The organism is Rhizobium sp. BE258, assembly GCF_031457345.1.
Classification (GTDB): domain Bacteria; phylum Pseudomonadota; class Alphaproteobacteria; order Rhizobiales; family Rhizobiaceae; genus Rhizobium.
Window position 1 is genome coordinate 1034397 of record NZ_JAVDWL010000002.1, and the last position, 19609, is coordinate 1054005.

Genomic DNA, 19609 nt, shown 5'->3' on the forward strand with positions numbered 1-19609 from the left:
GGGGGATCGGCTGTCAAGCAGAGGCCCGGTCAGATCGTGGCGCCGGACGCGTCGAAGACGTGACAGCGGGCCGGATCGAAGGATGTCTTCACATTGGTGCCGCGCTCGACCTTCTGCTGGCCATCGAGAGCGATGGTCAGCTGCTGGCCATCCGGCGTCGTCGTGTAAAGCATCGTGGCGCCGCCGAGATTTTCGACGAGATCGACATTGACGGTCGCAAGCGCCGTTCCGGCATCGGCAACGCCGAGATGCTCAGGGCGAATTCCGAATGTCACATCCTGGCCTGCGGAGCCCTTCAGGCGTCGAGGCAGCCGGATCGAACTGCCGCAGACGCTGACACTCGTGTCCCCTTCATTCACCTGCTCGATCTTCGCCTTCAGGAAGTTCATCTTCGGGCTGCCGATGAAACCGGCGACGAAACGGTTGGCCGGGTTGTTGTAGAGGTCGAGCGGGGCTCCGACCTGCTCGATGCGGCCGGAATTCAGCACGACGATCTTGTCTGCCATGGTCATGGCCTCGACCTGATCGTGCGTCACATAGATCATCGTATTGCCAAGGCTGCTGTGCAGCCGGGAAATCTCGACGCGCATCTGCACGCGCAGTTCGGCATCAAGGTTCGACAGCGGCTCGTCGAAGAGGAAGATGCGTGGCTCCCGGACAATGGCGCGGCCGATAGCAACACGCTGGCGCTGGCCGCCGGAAAGTGCCTTGGGCTTGCGTTCCAGCAGCTTTTCGATCTGCAGAATCTCGGCGGCGCGGCGCACCTTCGGCTCGATTTCAGCTTTCTTGTAGCCGGCTGTCTCCAGCCCGAAAGCCAGATTCTTGTAGACCGACATATGCGGATAAAGCGCATAGGACTGGAACACCATGGCGATCCCGCGCTTTGCCGGCGCGACCTCGTTCATGCGCTCGTTGTCCAGAAGCAGGGCGCCGCCGGAAATCTCCTCGAGCCCGGCGATCATCCGCAGCAGCGTGGACTTGCCACAGCCGGACGGGCCGACGAAGACGGTGAACTCACCGGGATCGATCGTCAGGTCGATGCCATGAATGACATCCAGCGACCCGTAGCGCTTCTCGACCTTCTGAAGAACGACACTCGTTGCCATCTTCCCAAATCCTCTCCTGATCCCGTTATCGCGTTTTTGCACGCCAGTCGGCGTATTTGGGGCTCTCCGGCCCGATCGGCAGCGCAACGTCAGCTCCGCTGTCCGAGGATTGATAGATTGCTGTCACCAGCTCCAGAGCGCGGCGCGCATCTGCCGACGTCACCGGCAGCGGCCCATTGCCACTGAGATAGTCGTGGAAGCGGACCATTTGCGTGTTGAAGCGCGGCGCCACCGGCTGCCAGTCGGCGAGCGTTTTGTCGATCTGCGCCTGTACGCCATCGTTTGCAGCGATGATCTGCCAGGGCCCTTTGCCCGGCGAGTAGGGTTCGTGATTGCTCTCGAACGTGACGTTTTCGAAATGCAGCCGAAGGCGGCTGATTTCCTGCTGGGAACCAAGGGTGCACGAGAGCGACACGAAGGCGCCGTTCTGCATCTCAAGGCTCACCGAGGCGCAGTCTTCCACCTCGATATCGTTGACGCGGGTGGCGACACGGCCGAAGACGCGCGCGGCCGGGCCGGCAAGATGGAAGAGCATATCGTGCAGGTGCAGCGCATGCGTGACCAGCACACCGCCAAGCTCGGTCGCCCATTTGCCGCGCCAGGGCACGGCGTAATATTCGGGTTTGCGCAGCCAGAAGGTCTCCACCGAACCCATATAGAACTTGCCGGCAATGCCTGCATCGATGATGCGCTTCGCCTGCTCGATGCCATCGCCGTAACGATACTGGAAGATTGGCATCAGCGTGCCCTTGGCTGTCTTCTCGGCACGCATGATCTCATCGACGCCAGCCAGCGATCCCGTCAGCGGCTTTTCGCAGACGACATGCTTTCCGGCTGCAAGCGCTGCGATCACCTGCTCCTTGTGGATGCCAGGCGGCGTGCAGATATCGATGATGTCGATACCGTCGTCCGCCAGAAGCTCGTCGAAGGACGTGGTGCGGCGCTCGATGCCGAATTCGTCGCCGACGGTCTTAAGCCGCTCCTCGTTCAGATCGCAGATCGCTGCGACCTTGAAGCGATCAGGATGCGGCAGATAGCCCTCGACGATATGCGAACGGCCGATACCGCAGCCGACGATGGCAACAGTCTTGATGCTCATGTCACTCTTTCCCATCGGCATCAGCGCTTCATGCCTGTTGTGGCGATGCCTTCGATCAGCAGGCGCTGGAAGAACAGGAAGAAGAAGAACACCGGCACCAGTGTCAGCGTCGACATGGCGAACAGGCCACCCCAGTCCGATGCGCTGGTCGAGTCGACAAAGGTGCGCAGGCCGAGCTGGATCGTGTAGGTGTTCATGTCGTTCAGATAGATCAGCGGCCCGAAGAAATCGTCCCAGGTCCAGATGAAGGAGAAGATGGCAGCCGTTGCCAGCACCGGCAGCGACAGCGGCAGCATGATCTTCCAATAGATCCGCCAGGCGCTGCAGCCATCCATCATTGCGGCTTCATCGAGTTCACGCGGAATGCCGCGGAAGAACTGCACCATCAGGAAGATGAAGAAGGCGTCGCTCGCCAGGAACTTCGGCACGACCAGCGGCAGGATGGTGTTGACCCAGCCGAGGTTGAGGAACAGCACATATTGCGGGATCAGCGTCACGTGATACGGGATCATCAGTGTGCCGAGCATGATCGCGAACCAGAAATTCCGGCCGGCAAAGCGGAGACGCGCGAAGGCGAAAGCCGTGAGCGAGCAGGCGATGACATTGCCGGTGACCGTCAGCAGCGAGATGACCAGCGAATTCCAGAAGAAGCGCCCGAAGCTGATATCGAGGCCGGTCCAGCCGCGCACATAGGACGCGAAATCGATCGATGACGGGATGATCGAGGTCGACGAGAAGATCTCGTTTTCCGGGCGCACCGAGGCCGATAGCATCCAGAGCAGCGGATAGAGCATCAGCAGCGACGCACCGATCAGCAGGGCATGGACGACGATCGAACCCGGCAGGCTGCGCTTGTTGATGTCGGATGGCGGCCTGGCCGCGGTGACTGCAGCGGTCATCTCAGTCATCGTAATGAACCCAATAGCGCGAGGACAGGAACGAGAAGGCGGTGAAGATCGCGATGATGACCACCAGGATCCACGCGAGTGCCGAAGCGTAGCCCATGCGGAAATTGCCGAAGGCTTCTTGATAGAGGTAGAGCGTATAGAACAGCGTCGAATTGATCGGACCGCCGGTGCCGCCTGAGATGATGAAAGCAGGCGTGAAGGCCTTGAAGGCTTCGATCGTCTGCACCACGGCATTGAAGAAAATGACGGGCGTCAGAAGCGGCAGCGTGATCTTGTAGAACTGGCGGAATGTCGAGGCGCCGTCGAGGCTGGCCGCCTCATACATATCCTGCGGGATCTGGCGCAGACCGGCGAGGAAGATGATCATCGGCGAGCCGAACTGCCAGACGGACAACGCCACCAGCGTGTAGATCGAATAGCTCGGATGCGAGATCCAGCTCGGCCCTTGAATGCCGAACTGTGCCAGCGCCGCATTAACAAGGCCGTCACCGGCGAAAAGCTGCCGCCAGAGAACTGCGATGGCGACGCTGCCGCCAAGCAGCGAGGGCAGATAGAAAATGGCGCGGTAAACAGGAAGACCGCGAATGCCCCGGTTCAGTGCCATTGCCACCATCAGCGCAAAAGTGAGCTTGAAGGGGACGGAGAGCACGACATAGGTCAGCGTCACCTTCATCGCCGCGGCGAATTTCGGATCGGCAGTGGCGATGCGCACATAATTGTCCGTGCCGACCCAGCCCGGCGCTCTCAACATGTCGAAGTCCGTGAACGACAGGTAGAGAGAAATCAGGGCGGGGCCGAGCGTCAGCCCGAAAAAACCCAGGAGCCAGGGCAGCAGGAAGAGATAGCCTGGAGCATTGGCATTCCACAGCCGCCTGAGGCGGCTGTCTGCCACTGCTCCCTGGTAACGTTCCACCGTCACGGCTCCGTCGGCCGTTGTGCGCATCGCATTGTTCATGTGGTTCAACCCCGCGCGAGGACGCGCGTAATTTCATCCACGAGCTGCTTGCCGGCATCGGCAGGGGTTACCTGACCGAAGGCAACCTGCTCGGCGAGCTGACGCAGAACCGTCTGGCCTTCACCGGCACCTGTCGGCGGCGGTGGCGGCAACGGACCGGCGAGATCGCCAAGATTGGCCACGTAGTTCAGTGGGATCTTGCCGACATCATCGAGCGTACCGGCGACGACATCACGCATCGACTTCGATTCCGGAATGCCGCGCTCGACGTCGAGCACCTTGGCGGCATCGGGATTCATGACGAAGAAGTTGACGTAATCGACGGCCTGATCGAGGACCTTGGACTGCGCCGACACCGAGAAGAACATCGATGGCTTGCGGTAGTGGCCGCCCTTCGAGTCCGCGGTGACGCGCGGGTAGTTGCTGAGCGTCAGCTTGTCCTTGACGACGGCCTGGAAGCCGACGAACTGGTTGCTGTGCGCATAGTCGATCGCAGCCTTGCCCATCGTCAGCGGGGCGGTGTCGATCGTATCCTTGTAGAGCGCCTGAACATCAGGCGGCACACAGGCGCCGGCTTCGCGGAACTTCGCCCACATGTCGAACCATTCGGACGCATCTTCGACGCCAAAGGCGATCTTCGAATCCGCCGTGTACAGCGCCTTGCCGCGCTGGCGAACGTAGTTTTCGAAGAGCGGCTCGGCGCCGCTGCCGTCGGCAAAGCCGAAGAAGCCCTTGCGTTTGCCGGCCTTGGTGATTTCAGCACCGATCTTGCCGAGTTCTTCCCACGTCGTCTTGTTGTTCGGGGCTTCGACGCCTGCTTCCTGCAGCGCAACGGTGTTGATTACAGTCGCTGCCGAGTTCGCGCCGAGGCTGATGCCATAGAGGTGGCCGTCGACCTTGCCGCCTTCGATCTGAGCCGGATCGAAATCGCCGAGTTGCAGCTTCGAGGGCATGTAGGATTCCAGCGGAGCAAGAGCGCCGCGCCGGGCGTATTCGACGATATAACGGTAATCCATCTGGATCACGTCAGGGGCGTTCTTGCCCGCAACCTGGGTCGCGAGCTTCTGCCAGTAATCGCCCCAGCCCAGGAATTCGCCGGTGATCGAAACACCGGAATTCTTGGCCTTGTAAAGATCCGACACCTTGTTGGTGCGGTCCGCGCGGGGCTGAGAGCCCCACCAGATCAGGCGGAGACGGGCGTCCTGCGCAAATGCAGGGGCACCCATACCCGAAAGCGCGAGCAGCGAAGCCCCTCCCGCCATGAAGCCACGTCTATTAATGCTGAATGTCATCTGTTTTTCCTCCTCCCTTGGGGAGCGCCTCCACACGCTCCTTGCTGGTTTCTCTTGCAACAAATAACTAATTGGTTACAAGCTATGGACAAGCACGAAGCCTGTCAAGCGGTCTTGGTTTCGCGAGGTCTCCTCTTCGAATTTCGCTTGTACAACCTCGCACCGAAGCCTTATGAGCGCAACATTAGCGTCTGGGGAGATAAGCCGATGAACGATACCGGCCAGACTGGGGACAAGAAAAAGCCGAAGCGCGCCAGCGGCGAGCGCGTGCTTCAGCGCGACCCCGAACGGACCAAGGCGGCGATCCTTGAGGCGGCAACGCAGGAATTTGCCGAAAACGGCATGGGCGGCGCCCGCGTCGATGCGATCGCCGAACGTGCCGGCACCAACAAGCGCATGCTCTACCACTATTTCGGCGACAAGGAGCAGCTGTACCTGCGCGTGCTCGAAGAAGCCTATGTCGGCATCCGCACCGCCGAACGTGCGCTGCATATCGGCGACCGCAATCCGGAAGAGGGTATCACGGAACTCGCGCTCTTCACCTGGCGCTATTTCCTCCAGCATCCGGAGTTCCTCAGTCTGCTCGGAACCGAAAACCTGCATCGCGCCCGCTGGCTGCGCCAATCGGTGCGGCTGAAGGAGCTTCACTCGCATCTGATCGGCGAACTGGCCCAGGTGCTTGAACGCGGCAAGAAGGAAGGCGTCTTCATCGAGACGGCCGATCCGCTGCATGTCTATCTGACGATCGCATCGCTCGGATATTTCTATCTTTCCAACCAGTACACGCTCTCGACCATCTTCGGCCGCCCCCTGATCGAGGCCACGAATCTGGACACCTGGGAGCGCCATATCGTCCACGTGACGCTCGCCTCCATCAAGCGCTGAGAAGCCGAAACGGATTTGCCTATTGACAGGTCCGGTTTCCTTCTGCCATCAAGTAACTGTTTAGTTACTGGCTTGGGAGGGCTGGGCCAAGCCCGCTCCCTGCCGGAAAACGATTGGCAGGGAGGAACAAATGGCACGTCTCGGGATCATTTTGCACGGCGTTACAGGCCGCATGGGATACAATCAGCACCTGGTGCGATCGATCCTGGCCATCCGCGATCAGGGCGGCCTTCTGCTGAAATCGGGGGAACGGCTGGAGATCGATCCGATCATAGTCGGCCGCAACCGCGACAAGATGGAAGAGCTGGCGAAGAAGCATAACATCAAGCGCTGGTCGACCGACCTTGACGCCGCACTTGCCAACCCCGACGACCATATTTTCTTCGACGCCGGCACGACGCTGATGCGTGCCGAGCTGCTGTCCCGGGCGCTTGACGCCGGCAAACATGTCTATTGCGAAAAGCCGATTTCCGATGACCTGCAGGTTGCGGTCGATCTTGCCCGGAAGGCCCGCTCTTCCGGGCTCAAGCACGGCGTCGTTCAGGACAAGCTGTTCCTGCCCGGCCTGCGAAAGCTGGCGCTGCTGCGCGATTCCGGCTTCTTCGGCAAGATTCTCTCGGTGCGCGGCGAGTTTGGCTACTGGGTGTTCGAGGGCGACTGGGGCGTGCCGGCACAGCGCCCGTCCTGGAACTACCGCAAGGGCGACGGCGGCGGCATCATCCTGGATATGCTGTGCCACTGGCGCTACGTGCTCGACAATCTCTTTGGCGAGGTGAAATCCGTCTCCTGCCTCGGTGCCACCCATATCGGCAGCCGCGTCGACGAACAGGGCAAGACCTATCCTTGCGATACCGACGACGCCGCCTACGCGACCTTCGAACTTGAAGGCGGGGTGATCGCGCAGATCAACTCGTCGTGGGCGGTTCGCGTCCGCCGCGACGACCTCGTAACGTTCCAGGTCGACGGCACGCATGGTTCCGCGGTCGCGGGGCTAACGAAATGCTGGACCCAGCACCGCGTCAATACGCCGAAGCCGGTCTGGAATCCCGATCAGCCGCAGACGATCGACTTCTACAAGACCTGGGACGAGGTACCGGATACGCAGGTCTTCGACAACGGCTTCAAGGCGCAGTGGGAAATGTTCCTGCGCCATGTCGCCGAAGATGCGCCGTGGCCCTATGGCATGGAGGCTGGCGCCAAGGGCGTGCAGCTCGCCGAACTCGGCCTCAAGTCGTGGGCCGAACGCCGCTGGCTTGACGTTCCCCGGCTGGAATTCTGATCATGGCAAGAACGATCAATCTCCCGCTGGACGGCAAGATCGCGCCCTATCAGCTGACCGGCGTGCCGATCGAGCTGAAGACGCGCGATGCCAAGGATTTTCCGCGCGTCGTCTATGCGGCCGCCCATGTGGTGGCCGATCCGCTTCAAGACAACGACCCGTGGCTGACACCGGCGATCGACTGGGAGCGGACGCTTGCGTTTCGCCACCGGCTCTGGGATCTCGGCCTCGGCGTTGCCGAGGCGATGGATACGGCTCAGCGCGGCATGGGCCTCGGCTGGCCTGAGGCCCGCGAGCTGATCCGCCGGGCGCTGCGCGAAGCACGCACCCGCAAGGACGCGCTGATTGCCTGCGGCGCCGGCACTGATCATCTGACACCTGGTCCTGATGTGACGGTCGATACGATCATCCGGGCTTACGAAGAACAGATCGAAGCCATCGAGTCCGAGGGCGGACGCATCATCCTGATGGCAAGCCGGGCGCTGGCCGCCGCCGCCAAGGGCCCGGACGACTATATCCGCGTCTATGACCGCATCCTTCGCCAGGTCAAGGAACCCGTGATCATCCATTGGTTGGGTGAAATGTTCGACCCGGCGCTCGCAGGCTACTGGGGCAACGCCGATCACATCAGGGCAATGTCGACGAGCCTTCAAGTGATCGAAGCCAATGCCGCCAAGGTCGATGGCATCAAGATTTCGCTGCTTTCGAAGGAAAAGGAAGTGGCGATGCGCCGCCAGTTGCCCAAGGCGGTGCGCATGTACACCGGCGACGACTTCAACTATGCCGAACTGATCGCCGGCGACGAAGAGGGGCATTCGGACGCCCTGCTCGGCATTTTCGATGCGATCGCACCGGCGGCTTCGGCGGCAATGGACGCGCTCGGGCGCCAGAGCAACAACGAGTTTTTCGATCTGCTCGACCCTACCGTTCCACTGTCGCGCCACATCTTTAAGGCGCCGACCCGCTTCTACAAGACCGGTGTGGTGTTCCTTGCCTATCTGAACGGGCTGCAGGACCATTTCGTGATGGTTGGCGGGCAGCAGAGCACAAGGTCTCTGACTCATCTCGCCGAACTTTTCCGGCTGGCCGACAAGGCCCGGGTCCTCGCCGATCCCGATCTCGCGGTCAGCCGCATGCAGCAGGTGCTTGCCGTTCACGGCGTGCAGTGACCCATCAGGCAGGGAGGACATGACATGCAGGTCGAAGGACTTTCGATCAATCTCGCAACGATCCGCGAGCAGTGCGGATTTGCAGAAGCCGTGGATCTCTGCCTGAAGCACGGCATCACCAGGATCGCGCCCTGGCGCGATCAGATCGCCAAGGCCGGTCTCGACGAGGCTGTCCGTATCGTGAAATCGAACGGCCTGAAGCTGACCGGCCTTTGCCGCGGCGGCTTCTTTCCGGCAGCCAATGACGGCGATTGGCAAAAGAACCTCGACGACAACAGACGGGCGATCGACGAGGCCGCTGCGCTTGGCGCCGATTGCCTGGTGCTCGTTGTCGGTGGATTGGCGGGTGGATCGCGGGATATCGGTGCTGCCCGGCAGATGGTTTCGGACGGCATCGCCGCCGTCCTGCCGCATGCGAAAGCCTCGGGCGTTCCGCTGGCGATCGAGCCACTGCACCCGATGTATGCCGCCGACCGCTCCTGCGTGAATACCCTGCGCCAGGCGCTCGACATGTGCGAACTGCTCGGTACCGATGTCGGCGTCGCCATTGACGTCTATCACGTCTGGTGGGATCCGGAACTCGCCGAGCAGATCGCGCGCGCCGGGCAGATGAAGCGCATCTTCGCGCATCACATCTGCGATTGGCTGGTGCCGACCAAGGACATGCTGACCGACCGCGGCATGATGGGCGACGGCGTGATCGATCTTAAAGGCATCAGGCGGATGATCGAGAAGGCGGGCTTCTTCGGCGCGCAGGAGGTCGAGATCTTTTCGGCAGACAACTGGTGGAAGCGCCCGGCGGAGGAGGTCATCGCCACCTGCGTCGACCGGTATCATGGCTGCTGCCTGGTTTAATTGGATATATTCGTTTCAGCACGTATGAAGGAGGATCATTCGATGGAGAAGCGCCGTTTTGCACTGATAGGGACCGGCAATCGCGGGACGACGATGTGGGGGAAAGACCTGCTCGCCGGCTGGCGCGAGCATGTGGATCTGGTGGCCATCGTCGAGAAGAACTCGCTGCGCGGCGAGCGTGCGCGCACGATGATCGGCAGCAATGCCCCCATCTATGACGACATCGATGCGATGCTGAAGGAGGTCAAGCCCGACCTCGTGATCGTCTGTACGCCTGACCATACCCATGACGCGATCGTCGTGCGGGCGCTCGAGGCCGGGATCGACGTGATCACCGAGAAACCAATGACGACGGCGGTCGACAAGATCCGGCGGATCATGGACGCCGAGAAGCGGACAGGCCAGCGCGTCGATGTTTCGTTCAACTACCGCTATTCGCCGACGGCAGCGCGCATCAAGGAGCTACTGAACTCCGGCGAGATCGGCCGCGTCACCTCCGTCGATTTTCATTGGTACCTGAACACCAAGCACGGCGCCGACTATTTCCGTCGCTGGCATGCATATACCGAGAATTCGGGCAGCCTCTTCGTCCACAAGGCGACACACCATTTCGATCTGCTGAACTGGTATCTCGACAGCGATCCCGAAGCCGTGACATCCTTTGCCGACCTGCAGAATTACGGCCGCAAGGGGCCGTTCCGCGGCCCGCGTTGCAAGCTCTGTCCTCACACCGCCGACTGTGACTACTATCTTGACCTCGAGGCAGATCCGTTCCTGGACACGCTTTACGAGGACCCCTCGAAGATCGACGGCTATTTCCGCGACGGCTGCGTCTTCCGCGAGGATATCGACATACCCGATACGATGGTGGTCAGCATCCGCTACCGCAACAACGTGCATGTCTCCTACTCGCTGAACACCTTCCAGCCGATCGAGGGTCATCATCTGGCGTTCAACGGCACCAAGGGCCGGATCGAGGTTCGCCAGCATGAAACGCAGCCATGGGAGGTGAAGAAGGAAGACGAGATCCTGCTGATCCGCAATTTCCCCAATGGCAAGGAAGCGCTCGAACGCATCGTCGTTCCACATTCGTCCGGCGGGCATTACGGCGGCGACGACCGGATGCGCAATATGATCTTCAAGCCCGGCATCGAAGATGGACTGCATCAGCGCGCCGGTACGCGCGCCGGGGCAATGTCTGTTCTCTGCGGGATTGCAGCATTGGAGAGCTCGCGCACCGGCAAGGTGGTGACGCTCGCCGACCTGATGCCGGAGCTCGCGAATGACGGTTCGCCGAATAGCCTAAAAGCCGGCTAATAAAATTGAAGCGCCAGTTCGAGTGGAGCTGGCGCTTTCAATTTCGGATATTGGCGCAGGCCCTAAGCAAGCCGGTCGAGATCGGCCAGCGTCAGCGCGTAGAGCAGCGGCTCGCCCTTCAGAAAGCGCTCGATCTCATCGACGGCCATTGCGCCAAGTCTGGAACGCTCCAATCCGACCGCGCCGGCGATATGCGGCGTGAGGAACACGTTCGGCAGGTCGTAGAATGCCGAGCTCGTCTCGGGAATCTCCGGATCGGTGACGTCGATAATGGCATCAATCCGGCCGGTGGCCAGCGTGATCAGCAATGCCGCCTCATCGATGATTGCGCCGCGCGCCGTGTTGATCAGCGTTGCGCCATCCTTCATCATCGCCAACTTCCGCGCATCGATCATATGGCGGGTCGATGGAAGCGACGGCGCATGCAGCGAAACGATATCCGACCTCCGCATCAATGTATCGAGGTCGCATTTCGCAACGCCCAGCTCTGCGCATTGCGAGGCGCTCAATGTCGGATCGAAAAGCAGGATCTTGAATTCGAAGGGTTTCAGCAGATCGATCACTCGCCGCCCGATACGCGAAGCGCCGATGATGCCGACCGTCCGGCCGTAGTTGCCGATCGCCAGCCGCTGCATCGGATAGGTCCGCTCGCGGTTCCGGTCATCCGTGTAGTAGTCCCGGAAGCGAAAGACCTGCTTGCCGGCAAACAGGATCGCCGCAAGGGTGAATTCCGCGACGGGAACGGCATTGGCCTCCGCCGCATGGGTGACCTGCACACCTGATCTGAAGACCTCCTCGCCGATGATGCCTTTGACCGTGCCGGCGGCATGGGCCACAAGTTTCATCCCTTTCGCGGCCGCAAGCACATCGGCACCAACAAAGGGCGCGCCCCAGCCGGTGATCAGGATTTCGGTTTCGGCAAGGATGCGCCTGGCGCGCGCATCGCCAAAATTCTCGAGCGGCTGCCGGTCGAGCAGCACACCGAGCTGTTCCAGCCGGTCGAGCAAGGCATCAGGGAGAACATGCTCCGTCCGCTGCCCGGGCTGCATGGCAAGCGCAATACCTGTTTGTCTCATGGCATTTGCCCTGGCGCCTCGATGGCGCTGACCGTGATGCCTTCCTTGGCGACGATCGCTTCCAGCGAAGACAAATCCGGCTTCCCAGGTGGCGTTAGCCACGCCCGCGACACAGCCTGCCGATCTCCCGTGGCTATGACGGCCGTGAACAACACGGTCTCTCCCGCCGGAATTTCACCGCGCAGCTGTGGCACCAGGGTCTTGGCAACGATCATGTTGGTATTCGGCAATGCCTTTTGCACGAGGCCGTGGCGCTCGATGCTGGAGCCGAGATCAGCGATGCCGGAGAAGTCAGCTTCGCCAAGGACGCAGGCCTGGCCGGCCGCGGCTTCGAGCGTATCGAGGTCGAAATCCTGCTTGGCAATCGCAAAGCCGCCCTCGGCAATCTGCAACGCACGCGGCGACTGGATGCGATGGACGCGAATATGCCAGGGCGCCGCCGGAACGAGCCAGGTTTCGACGCTGACATCCTTGAAAGGCGACCATTTTGCATAGAGCACGTCGCCGGCAATCTTCGCCACCGTATTGGTTTCACGGACGAGATAGTGAAAGCCGTCATCGCTGAAAGCCAATGCAGAATCGAACGCGCCGCCGGCAAAACTCCGCTCGTCGGCTTCGACGCTAAAGCCATAGCGGGCCGAATATGCGAATTTGGCGTATTTTTCGGTACCAAACCGCATCTGAAGATTTTCCTGCCCCGATGACAGGGCCACCGCATCTTCGCCGGTATGCATGATCACCATGCCGGGATGGCGCTGCGGTGTGACGGGTGCGGCGGCCGGTACCGCCTCTTTCGCCGTCCAGAACGGATGATCTTCCGGGATTGCCAGCGGCAGGAAAGCCTTGAACGCCCAGTATGGCGAACCGGCCGAATTATAGCTCTCGGACATCAGCAAATTCGGATAGCCGAAGCCGATCGACAGGATGCCGTCGCGGTTCGTCATCGGCTTGTCGCGCCACCAGCGCAGGTGCTGCAGGCAGAGATGCTTGACCTCTCCCCAGGGCAGCGCTTCCAGATCAGCAAACGCAAGCGCCGACCAGAAGCCTGCGCAGGCGAAACGGTAGGTGAGGCTGCGGCCGAACGGGATTGTCGCGCCATCGTCGGCAAACCAATGCCGGAAATCTTGAGCAAAGAGCAGAGCCCGTTCCCGGTAGCGCTTCGCATAGTCGTCATCGACTAGCTTCGAATAGATCAGCCCGTAGAAATGCATCGCGAAGGGAATGTAGTGATCGACGCGGCGGACATTGCCATCGCGGTACCATCCATCACCGACATAAAAACCTTCGAGCTCTTCGAGATATTGCTTGGTCAGGCTGCGATCGAAATCGGCCCCGACGCGATCGAGTGCGATGTCGACGAAGATGCGGAAGAATTTCCAGTTGTTGTCGGCATAGTCGAATTGGCGGGCATGCTTGAGATAGGCGATGACATTGGCGCGCTGGGCGGTATCGAGCGGTTCCCAGATCTTCTCCGGCACCAGCGCGATCGCAAAGCCCAGAGCCGCAAGTTCCACCATCCGCTGATCTCGGCCACCGACCTTGCCCCAATATTCCGGGTGATTGGGATCGGCGCCGTTGGCGATACCGTCGGCGAAACGCTGCCAATGGGCGAAGTCGCCCTTTCCGGCGCCAAGCGGCGCCAGGCCCCAGAGAGGCCGGGCAAAACCTTCAAGATCAGCGGCCGCCCGGTCGAAATGTGCGCCCGCGCCATCGAGCCTGACACGCGCGTTGCCCTCGGAAAAATAGGGAAGCAGCGGATTGAAGAGATCATGAAGGGCGCGGCTCATGTCGCTGCGCGTCTGGAGAGGATTGCCTGCGAGCGGATTGGCGCTGGCCGGATCATAAGTCATCTGCATCACTCATCGATTCTTGCATCTGGCACAGTCCCCCCGGCAACCGGGACGACCGCATGGCATACATGGCGCGCAGGAGCCGTCCTGTCGCGGAAGCGGGCGATCATCAAGGCAATCGCCTCTCGGCCGATCGCGGCCCGGTCGACATGCATCGTCGATAGCGGTGGATTGGTCATCATCGCACAGGGGAGATCGTCGAAACCAACGATCGCAAAGTCTTCGGGAACGCGAAGGCCCGCTTCGGTGACGGCTTCGAGGACGCCGACGGCGACGAAATCGTTCATGCAGAAAGCGGCGGTAAAACCCTTGTCTTCTGCGAGAATGGCAGCCATCAGCTCATGCGCCTCGCGCGAGGCGCTGCCCTGAAATCCCATCGACACCAGTCGCCGCTCGCCGCCATGAACGGCGACAGCCGCATCGAAGCCGCGAACGCGTTCGCGGATCGTATGGCGATGCGATCCGGTGAAGTGAAGGATCTTGCGATGTCCGGCATCGAGCAGACGCTCGGCTGCCTGATAGGCACCGAAGAAGTTTGACGGAGACACGCCGTCGATCTGCAGGCGGGGATCCGTTCCGTTGACGAGCACCACCGGCACTTTCTCCGCTTCGATCCAGCTGCGAAGCGCATCGCTCGGATCAATACCGACGAGAAAGAGCCCCTCGGCCCGCGCCGTCGTCATGTAGCTGCGAACAACCTCGGGCGTAGCGCGGTCCTCCCGGATGAGCCGGACTTCGAAAGCCATCCCAGCTTCCAGAGCGCTCGCCCGCAGACCTTCGACGATCGCTTCATAGAAGACGCTGAGCCCGCCCGTGACCCCGTCGCTGGCGATCAGCGCCAACCCGCCGGGCGGCGGCTCGACCGTGGACCTCGGTTGATAGCCATGTTCGGCGGCCACCCGCAGAATATGCTCGCGCACATTGCCGCTGATACCCGGCTCATTTGCGAGCACGCGAGAAACCGTGGAAACGGACACGCCGGCCGCTGTTGCGATATCGGCCTGCCGCGGCCGTTTGGGTTTCATTTCGTTCATGGCCCGATCTTATGCAAATAATGCAAATTTGCAATTATTATATAATTTCTTGCAAGTTTATTTTTTTTGCGTAGTCTTCGCCGCATTGCCCTCAGATGTTGGAGGACGGCGAGGGGCAGGCACAAGGAGGAACATCATGCAGATCAATCGACGGACATTTCTGATGGGTTCGGCTGGCGTCGCCACCGGACTTGCCTTCGGCGCCGGAAGCGCCATCCCCGCATATGCGGAAGGTACAGAGCTGCGCGCCATGTGGTGGGGATCGAACGATCGCGCCAAGCGGACACTCGACGTTGCCAAGCTTTATGAAGGCAAGACGCCAGGTGTGAAAATCGTTGGCGAATCCATGAGCGGTGACGGCTACTGGACGAAACTGGCGACGCAGATGGCCGGCCGCGCCATTGCCGACGTCTTCCAGCTCGAGCCGGGAACGATTTCCGATTATTCCAAGCGCGGCGCCTGCCTTGCTCTCGACGAGTTCGTCCCATCGACGCTGAAGGTCGATGCGTTCGGCAAGGACATGCTGAAGCTGACGACCGTAGACAACAAGCTCTATGGCATCGGCCTCGGGCTGAATTCCTTTGCGCTGTTCTTCGACCAAGCCGTATTCGAAAAGGCGGGCCTGCCGCTTCCGACGACGGATCTGACCTGGGACGAGTATGCCAAGCTTGCCGTCGAGCTCACCAAGGCCGGCGGCAAGGATAATTATTGGGGCGGTCCCTACGGTGCCCGCTATACCTATGTCTTCGATGCCTGGCTGCGCCAGCGCGGCAAGAGCCTTTATGCCGACGGCAAACTCGGCTTCGGCGTCGACGATGCCAAGGAGTGGTACAGCTTCTGGGAAGACCTGCGCAAAAAAGGTGGCACAGTCGCCGCCGACGTGCAAACGCTCGACCAGAACACCATCGACACAAACGCGCTGGCGCTTGGCAAGTCGGCTATGGGCATGGCCTATTCCAACCAGCTCGTCGGCTACCAGCTGATCTCCAAGAACAAGCTGGCGATCACCACGCTGCCGCGCGAGAAGAAGGGCGGACCTTCCGGCCACTACTATCGCCCGGCACTGATCTGGAGCGTCGGTGCGACGACGAAGAATGGCGAAGCTGCGGCCAAGTTCATCGACTTCTTCGTCAATGACCCTGATGCCGGCAAGATCCTCGGCGTCGAGCGCGGCGTACCGATGTCACCGGCCGTGCGCCAGGCGATCCTGCCGAATCTCAACCCGACGGAGCAGGCAGCGGTCAAATACGTGGATCTTCTGAAGGACCAGGTCGGCGACTATCCGGCACCGGCGCCATTGGGATCGACGGAGTTCGACCAGCGCCTGTTCCGCCCGATCGCCGATGAACTCGCCTTCGAACGAACCACGCCCGCCGAGGCTGCGCAGCGGCTCGTCGAAGAAGGCAAGGCGACGATCAGAAGCTGAAGTTTCAGCTGAAAACAACGAAAGAGCCCGTCGATGCGGGCTCTTTTGCGTTGCAGTTGGCGGCAGCAAGATCGAGACCACGGAAGTCTATTATCTTGCAATGAGCACTCCTCCCTCCGGAAAGGGCCTTCGTCAGCCTCAATCCAGCCTGTCGTGCCACTGGTTTCCCACCACCCGTCAGAATCAGCACGGCCGTAATGGAGAAGACATGCAAGACCTCTTACAGGCATCGGGTTACCGCAAGAACGGTAAAATCTGGACATATCAGGACGCCCGAGGCGCTTTTCGGTATAACGATGGCGACGCTTCCGAAACGCGTATTCTGAATATCATGCAGTCGGCGACCGATACCTCGCTCTTCTCGAAAGAGCTCGCAGGCGCGATCTCCGACTGGCCGTCGAACTACCATCTCAGCCCGATACGCGCCAATCTCTTCCGTCCGATCAAGCATATGCTGCGCGGACCGATCCTCGAGATCGGCGCCGGCTGCGGCGCGATCACCCGCTTCCTGGGTGAGGAAGGCCATACCGTTCTCGCGCTCGAGGGCAGTGCGCGCCGCGCAAACACCATTGCCGAGAGATGCCGCGACCTTCCGAATGTCACCGTACTCGCCGAGCCACTGCAGCATTTCGAGGTGCAGCAGAAATTCGCGACGGTGACGCTGATCGGCGTGCTGGAATATGCCCGTGTCTTCTTCGGCGCGGAAGCCGGCCAGGACGCGATCGATCACATGCTGGCAAAGGCCCGGTCCTTCCTGGAGCCCGGCGGCCAGTTGATCATCGCCATCGAAAACCAGATCGGCCTCAAGTATCTCGCAGGCTTCCCCGAGGATCACCTGTCGAGGCCGATGGTCGGCGTCGAGGACCAGTATACGCAGACGGGGCCTGTCACCTTCGGCAAGCGCGAGCTGTCGCACCGCGTCAAGGCTGCCGGCCTGCCGCATCAGAAATATTGGTTCCCCTTCCCGGACTACAAGCTGCCCCGCTTCGTGCTGAACGACGAGGCACTTGATGCAGACCTGCCGACCGACTTTTCGTCGCTGATCCGCAGCGCCGTCAATACCGACCCGCAGCGGCCGAGCCTTCTCGCGTTCGAGCAGGACCTCGCCTGGGATGTGATCGCTCGAAACGGTCTTCAGGGCGACCTCGCAAACTCGTTCCTTCTCGTGTCCTCCGATCGGGCCATCCCCGCACACGATGTCATGGCGACGCATTTCACCGGCGGGCGAGAAGCCCATTACCAGAAGCTGGTGCGGTTCGTCCGCAAGGGCAATGAACTGGTGGTCGAGCGCGAGGCACTCAAGCCTTCCGAGGATGACGCCGGAAGGCCGTTGAAGATTAATCTCGAGAACGAGAGCTTCGAGAACGGACTTCTGTGGCGCGACATCGGCAAGCGGTGCCTGCTGCAGGATGGCTGGTCCGCCGCTCATCTGGCAAACTGGATCGGTGTCTGGCGCGAGGCGCTGGCACAGCACCTTACCGGCATGGGCCATCCGGCACCCTCAGCCTTGACGGATATGATCCCGGGCTCGCTGCTCGACGCGATTCCGCGCAACCTGATCGTCGGTGAGCAGCAGCGCTTCATCGACCTCGAATGGTCCTATGACCAGCCGATCGAGTTCGGGTACTTGATTTTCCGCGCATTGTGGGACCTGCTCTCGGACATGCGCGGCGTGGCGCCTCCCACGTCCGATACCAAGGACAAGATCGGCGACTTGATCTTCCAGACCTACGAGCATCTGGGATATGACGTGGCTGCTCAGACGATCATCGACTATTACGTTGCCGATCTCCGCTTCCATAGTTCCGTCACGGGCATCAATCTGCAACCCAACGCCTCGGCGCTGGTGGCGCCCCTCGGCCGGAGAATCAACTTCGCCAATATCCGCGATCTGGTGAGCCAGTCCCGGAAACTAACAGAGCAGAATCAGGCTTTGATGCAGGAACTGGAAGCCGAGCGCCGCAAGGTCCGCGAGATGCTTGACGCGGTGAACGGGTACAGTCTGCGGACCGCCTGACCTGCGCCGGCTGATCTGACTTCAAGCGCAGCTGCAAACTGCCCTCGCTGAAAATCGCAAACAGATGTAATCTGCGGCGAGGTTTGGCGAGGATCGGTGCGCGAGAGGCGGGCGGCCGGGTTGGGAGACTTGATGGCGTTGATGATCATTCGGCGGCGGCATATCCCTGAACGGCTGCCGCGGCCATGACGAACAGTCTCACCGTCCCATCCTTCACCATGTCGCGCCTCCTGCGCCGGGAATGGTTTCTTGCGGTCGGGCTGCTAACCAGCGCCATCATCCTCGGTTTCGGCGAGCCGCTGTTTGCACAGATGTCCAGTCCGGCCGGGTTCGTGCTGGTCTTCTTCTGGCTCTTTGCGGCGGTTCTTGGCTCGGCGCTGTCGGTGGTACGGCACGCCGATCATCTGGCAGAACAGCTCGGCGAGCCCTACGGCACGCTGATCCTGACGCTCGCCATCACCTCGATCGAAGTCATGGCCATCTCGGCCGTGATGATCCATGGGGCGAACAATCCGACGCTCGCCCGCGACACGCTCTTTGCCGTGGTCATGATCATCCTGAACGGCATGGTGGGCCTGTCGCTTCTGGTTGGTGGCTGGCGGCGACCGGAGCAGTCGCACAACATGCAGGGCGCAAATGCTTATCTCGGCCTCATCGTGCCGCTGGCGGCGCTAAGCCTGATCCTGCCGAGTTTTCTCCATACCGACGGCAGCCAGGCCTCGACGCCAAGACAGATGATCCTGGTGGTCATTTCGGTTGGCCTCTACGGCGTGTTCCTGATGCTTCAGGCAGGACGCCATCACCGCTATTTCACCGATGGCAGCGAACCGCGGCATGAGAAGCGCGATGGCGCAGCGCACAAGAGCACGATCCTGCTCCACGCAGTGCTGCTCTTCGCCTATATGGCACCGGTGGTCTTTCTCGTCGAACAACTGGCGCGGCCGATCGACTACATCATCGAGACCGTGCACGCGCCCGCCGCTCTGGGCGGCATCATCATGGCAGTGCTGGTAGCAACGCCGGAGGCGCTCAGCGCCGTTCGCGCTTCGATCGCCAACAACCTGCAGCGCTCGGTCAATATCTTTCTCGGCTCCGTGCTCTCAACCATCGGCCTGACGGTTCCGGCGATGCTGCTCGTTGCCCATCTAACCAGTCATCCCATCACCTTGGGTCTCGAAGGCAGCGATCTGGTGATGCTGACCTTGACGCTTGCCGTCAGTATGATCACGTTTGCCAGCGGCCGGACCCACATGATGCAGGGAGCCGTCCATCTGGTGCTTTTCCTGGCCTACGTCCTGCTGATCTTCCAGCAATAAGCCGCAACGGCAGGAGCCTGCAGCA

At 61.0% G+C, this 19609-nt stretch carries 16 protein-coding genes; 8 read left to right on the plus strand and 8 right to left on the minus strand.

Features of this window, described 5'->3' with window-relative positions; all coding sequences use genetic code 11:
- Window positions 1–29 precede the first annotated feature (29 nt).
- The 5 genes from J2X43_RS10430 to J2X43_RS10450 are packed head-to-tail and all read right to left on the minus strand — an operon-like array spanning window position 30 to window position 5360.
- Window positions 30–1106, minus strand: a complete 1077-nt coding sequence (locus J2X43_RS10430; protein WP_310293717.1) for a sn-glycerol-3-phosphate ABC transporter ATP-binding protein UgpC — start codon at window positions 1104–1106, stop codon at window positions 30–32.
- A gap of 25 nt (window positions 1107–1131) precedes the next feature.
- Complete coding sequence (locus J2X43_RS10435; RefSeq protein WP_310293719.1) at window positions 1132–2205, minus strand: Gfo/Idh/MocA family oxidoreductase; 1074 nt, start codon at window positions 2203–2205, stop codon at window positions 1132–1134.
- A gap of 20 nt (window positions 2206–2225) precedes the next feature.
- Window positions 2226–3113 carry a carbohydrate ABC transporter permease gene (locus J2X43_RS10440; RefSeq protein ID WP_112384973.1) on the minus strand — a complete coding sequence of 296 codons (888 nt, stop codon included), beginning with the start codon at window positions 3111–3113 and terminating at the stop codon, window positions 2226–2228.
- The gene (locus J2X43_RS10445) at window positions 3106–4068 is read right to left on the minus strand and encodes a carbohydrate ABC transporter permease (protein WP_112539858.1); all 963 of its coding nucleotides are present in this window, start codon (window positions 4066–4068) and stop codon (window positions 3106–3108) included. The genes J2X43_RS10440 and J2X43_RS10445 overlap by 8 nt, the downstream gene beginning before the upstream one ends.
- A gap of 5 nt (window positions 4069–4073) precedes the next feature.
- Window positions 4074–5360, minus strand: coding sequence for an ABC transporter substrate-binding protein (locus J2X43_RS10450; RefSeq protein ID WP_112384971.1), 1287 nt, complete (start codon window positions 5358–5360; stop codon window positions 4074–4076).
- Between the two features lie 207 nt (window positions 5361–5567).
- On the opposite strand from J2X43_RS10450, the gene J2X43_RS10455 reads away from it, so the two are divergent.
- The 5 genes from J2X43_RS10455 to J2X43_RS10475 all read left to right on the plus strand — a co-directional run bounded on the left by J2X43_RS10455 (window position 5568) and on the right by J2X43_RS10475 (window position 10865).
- The gene (locus J2X43_RS10455) at window positions 5568–6245 is read left to right on the plus strand and encodes a TetR/AcrR family transcriptional regulator (RefSeq protein ID WP_112514374.1); all 678 of its coding nucleotides are present in this window, start codon (window positions 5568–5570) and stop codon (window positions 6243–6245) included.
- A gap of 130 nt (window positions 6246–6375) precedes the next feature.
- Window positions 6376–7524 (plus strand): Gfo/Idh/MocA family protein, encoded by a 1149-nt coding sequence (locus J2X43_RS10460; protein ID WP_112384969.1) that lies wholly within the window; start codon window positions 6376–6378, stop codon window positions 7522–7524.
- 2 nt (window positions 7525–7526) lie between these two features.
- Complete coding sequence (locus tag J2X43_RS10465; protein WP_310293723.1) at window positions 7527–8693, plus strand: dihydrodipicolinate synthase family protein; 1167 nt, start codon at window positions 7527–7529, stop codon at window positions 8691–8693.
- A 24-nt stretch (window positions 8694–8717) separates the two neighbouring features.
- Complete coding sequence (locus J2X43_RS10470; protein WP_310293725.1) at window positions 8718–9548, plus strand: sugar phosphate isomerase/epimerase family protein; 831 nt, start codon at window positions 8718–8720, stop codon at window positions 9546–9548.
- 42 nt (window positions 9549–9590) lie between these two features.
- Window positions 9591–10865, plus strand: coding sequence for a Gfo/Idh/MocA family oxidoreductase (locus tag J2X43_RS10475; protein ID WP_310293727.1), 1275 nt, complete (start codon window positions 9591–9593; stop codon window positions 10863–10865).
- 62 nt (window positions 10866–10927) lie between these two features.
- On the opposite strand, the gene J2X43_RS10480 is transcribed toward J2X43_RS10475, so the two are convergent.
- From J2X43_RS10480 to J2X43_RS10490, 3 genes are read right to left on the minus strand one after another with little or no spacing between them, the layout of a single operon-like run.
- Window positions 10928–11941 (minus strand): hydroxyacid dehydrogenase, encoded by a 1014-nt coding sequence (locus J2X43_RS10480; protein WP_310293728.1) that lies wholly within the window; start codon window positions 11939–11941, stop codon window positions 10928–10930.
- The gene (locus J2X43_RS10485) at window positions 11938–13791 is read right to left on the minus strand and encodes a DUF2264 domain-containing protein (protein WP_310293730.1); all 1854 of its coding nucleotides are present in this window, start codon (window positions 13789–13791) and stop codon (window positions 11938–11940) included. The genes J2X43_RS10480 and J2X43_RS10485 overlap by 4 nt, the downstream gene beginning before the upstream one ends.
- Window positions 13792–13796: 5 nt before the next feature.
- Window positions 13797–14825, minus strand: coding sequence for a LacI family DNA-binding transcriptional regulator (locus J2X43_RS10490; protein ID WP_310293732.1), 1029 nt, complete (start codon window positions 14823–14825; stop codon window positions 13797–13799).
- A 136-nt stretch (window positions 14826–14961) separates the two neighbouring features.
- Here J2X43_RS10490 and J2X43_RS10495 point away from each other — a divergent pair, with 136 nt between their 5' ends.
- From J2X43_RS10495 to J2X43_RS10505, 3 genes are all read left to right on the plus strand, one after another.
- Window positions 14962–16251, plus strand: coding sequence for an ABC transporter substrate-binding protein (locus tag J2X43_RS10495; protein ID WP_112384963.1), 1290 nt, complete (start codon window positions 14962–14964; stop codon window positions 16249–16251).
- 208 nt (window positions 16252–16459) lie between these two features.
- Entirely contained in the window at window positions 16460–18268 is a 1809-nt protein-coding gene (locus J2X43_RS10500) for a class I SAM-dependent methyltransferase (RefSeq protein ID WP_310293735.1), read from the plus strand.
- Between the two features lie 185 nt (window positions 18269–18453).
- Window positions 18454–19584, plus strand: coding sequence for a calcium:proton antiporter (locus tag J2X43_RS10505; protein WP_310293736.1), 1131 nt, complete (start codon window positions 18454–18456; stop codon window positions 19582–19584).
- Window positions 19585–19609 lie beyond the last annotated feature (25 nt).

What these genes read in the sequence shown, in the direction of transcription:
- J2X43_RS10460 (WP_112384969.1), top strand. Translation starts at nt 6,376, where the DNA reads ATGGCACGTCTCGGGATCATTTTGCACGGCGTTACAGGCCGCATGGGA.
- J2X43_RS10500 (WP_310293735.1), top strand. Translation starts at nt 16,460, where the DNA reads ATGCAAGACCTCTTACAGGCATCGGGTTACCGCAAGAACGGTAAAATC.
- J2X43_RS10505 (WP_310293736.1), top strand. Translation starts at nt 18,454, where the DNA reads ATGACGAACAGTCTCACCGTCCCATCCTTCACCATGTCGCGCCTCCTG.
- J2X43_RS10485 (WP_310293730.1), bottom strand. Translation starts at nt 13,791, where the DNA reads ATGACTTATGATCCGGCCAGCGCCAATCCGCTCGCAGGCAATCCTCTC.
- J2X43_RS10470 (WP_310293725.1), top strand. Translation starts at nt 8,718, where the DNA reads ATGCAGGTCGAAGGACTTTCGATCAATCTCGCAACGATCCGCGAGCAG.
- J2X43_RS10435 (WP_310293719.1), bottom strand. Translation starts at nt 2,205, where the DNA reads ATGAGCATCAAGACTGTTGCCATCGTCGGCTGCGGTATCGGCCGTTCG.
- J2X43_RS10495 (WP_112384963.1), top strand. Translation starts at nt 14,962, where the DNA reads ATGCAGATCAATCGACGGACATTTCTGATGGGTTCGGCTGGCGTCGCC.
- J2X43_RS10430 (WP_310293717.1), bottom strand. Translation starts at nt 1,106, where the DNA reads ATGGCAACGAGTGTCGTTCTTCAGAAGGTCGAGAAGCGCTACGGGTCG.
- J2X43_RS10455 (WP_112514374.1), top strand. Translation starts at nt 5,568, where the DNA reads ATGAACGATACCGGCCAGACTGGGGACAAGAAAAAGCCGAAGCGCGCC.
- J2X43_RS10490 (WP_310293732.1), bottom strand. Translation starts at nt 14,825, where the DNA reads ATGAACGAAATGAAACCCAAACGGCCGCGGCAGGCCGATATCGCAACA.
- J2X43_RS10450 (WP_112384971.1), bottom strand. Translation starts at nt 5,360, where the DNA reads ATGACATTCAGCATTAATAGACGTGGCTTCATGGCGGGAGGGGCTTCG.
- J2X43_RS10475 (WP_310293727.1), top strand. Translation starts at nt 9,591, where the DNA reads ATGGAGAAGCGCCGTTTTGCACTGATAGGGACCGGCAATCGCGGGACG.
- J2X43_RS10480 (WP_310293728.1), bottom strand. Translation starts at nt 11,941, where the DNA reads ATGAGACAAACAGGTATTGCGCTTGCCATGCAGCCCGGGCAGCGGACG.
- J2X43_RS10465 (WP_310293723.1), top strand. Translation starts at nt 7,527, where the DNA reads ATGGCAAGAACGATCAATCTCCCGCTGGACGGCAAGATCGCGCCCTAT.
- J2X43_RS10445 (WP_112539858.1), bottom strand. Translation starts at nt 4,068, where the DNA reads ATGAACAATGCGATGCGCACAACGGCCGACGGAGCCGTGACGGTGGAA.
- J2X43_RS10440 (WP_112384973.1), bottom strand. Translation starts at nt 3,113, where the DNA reads ATGACTGAGATGACCGCTGCAGTCACCGCGGCCAGGCCGCCATCCGAC.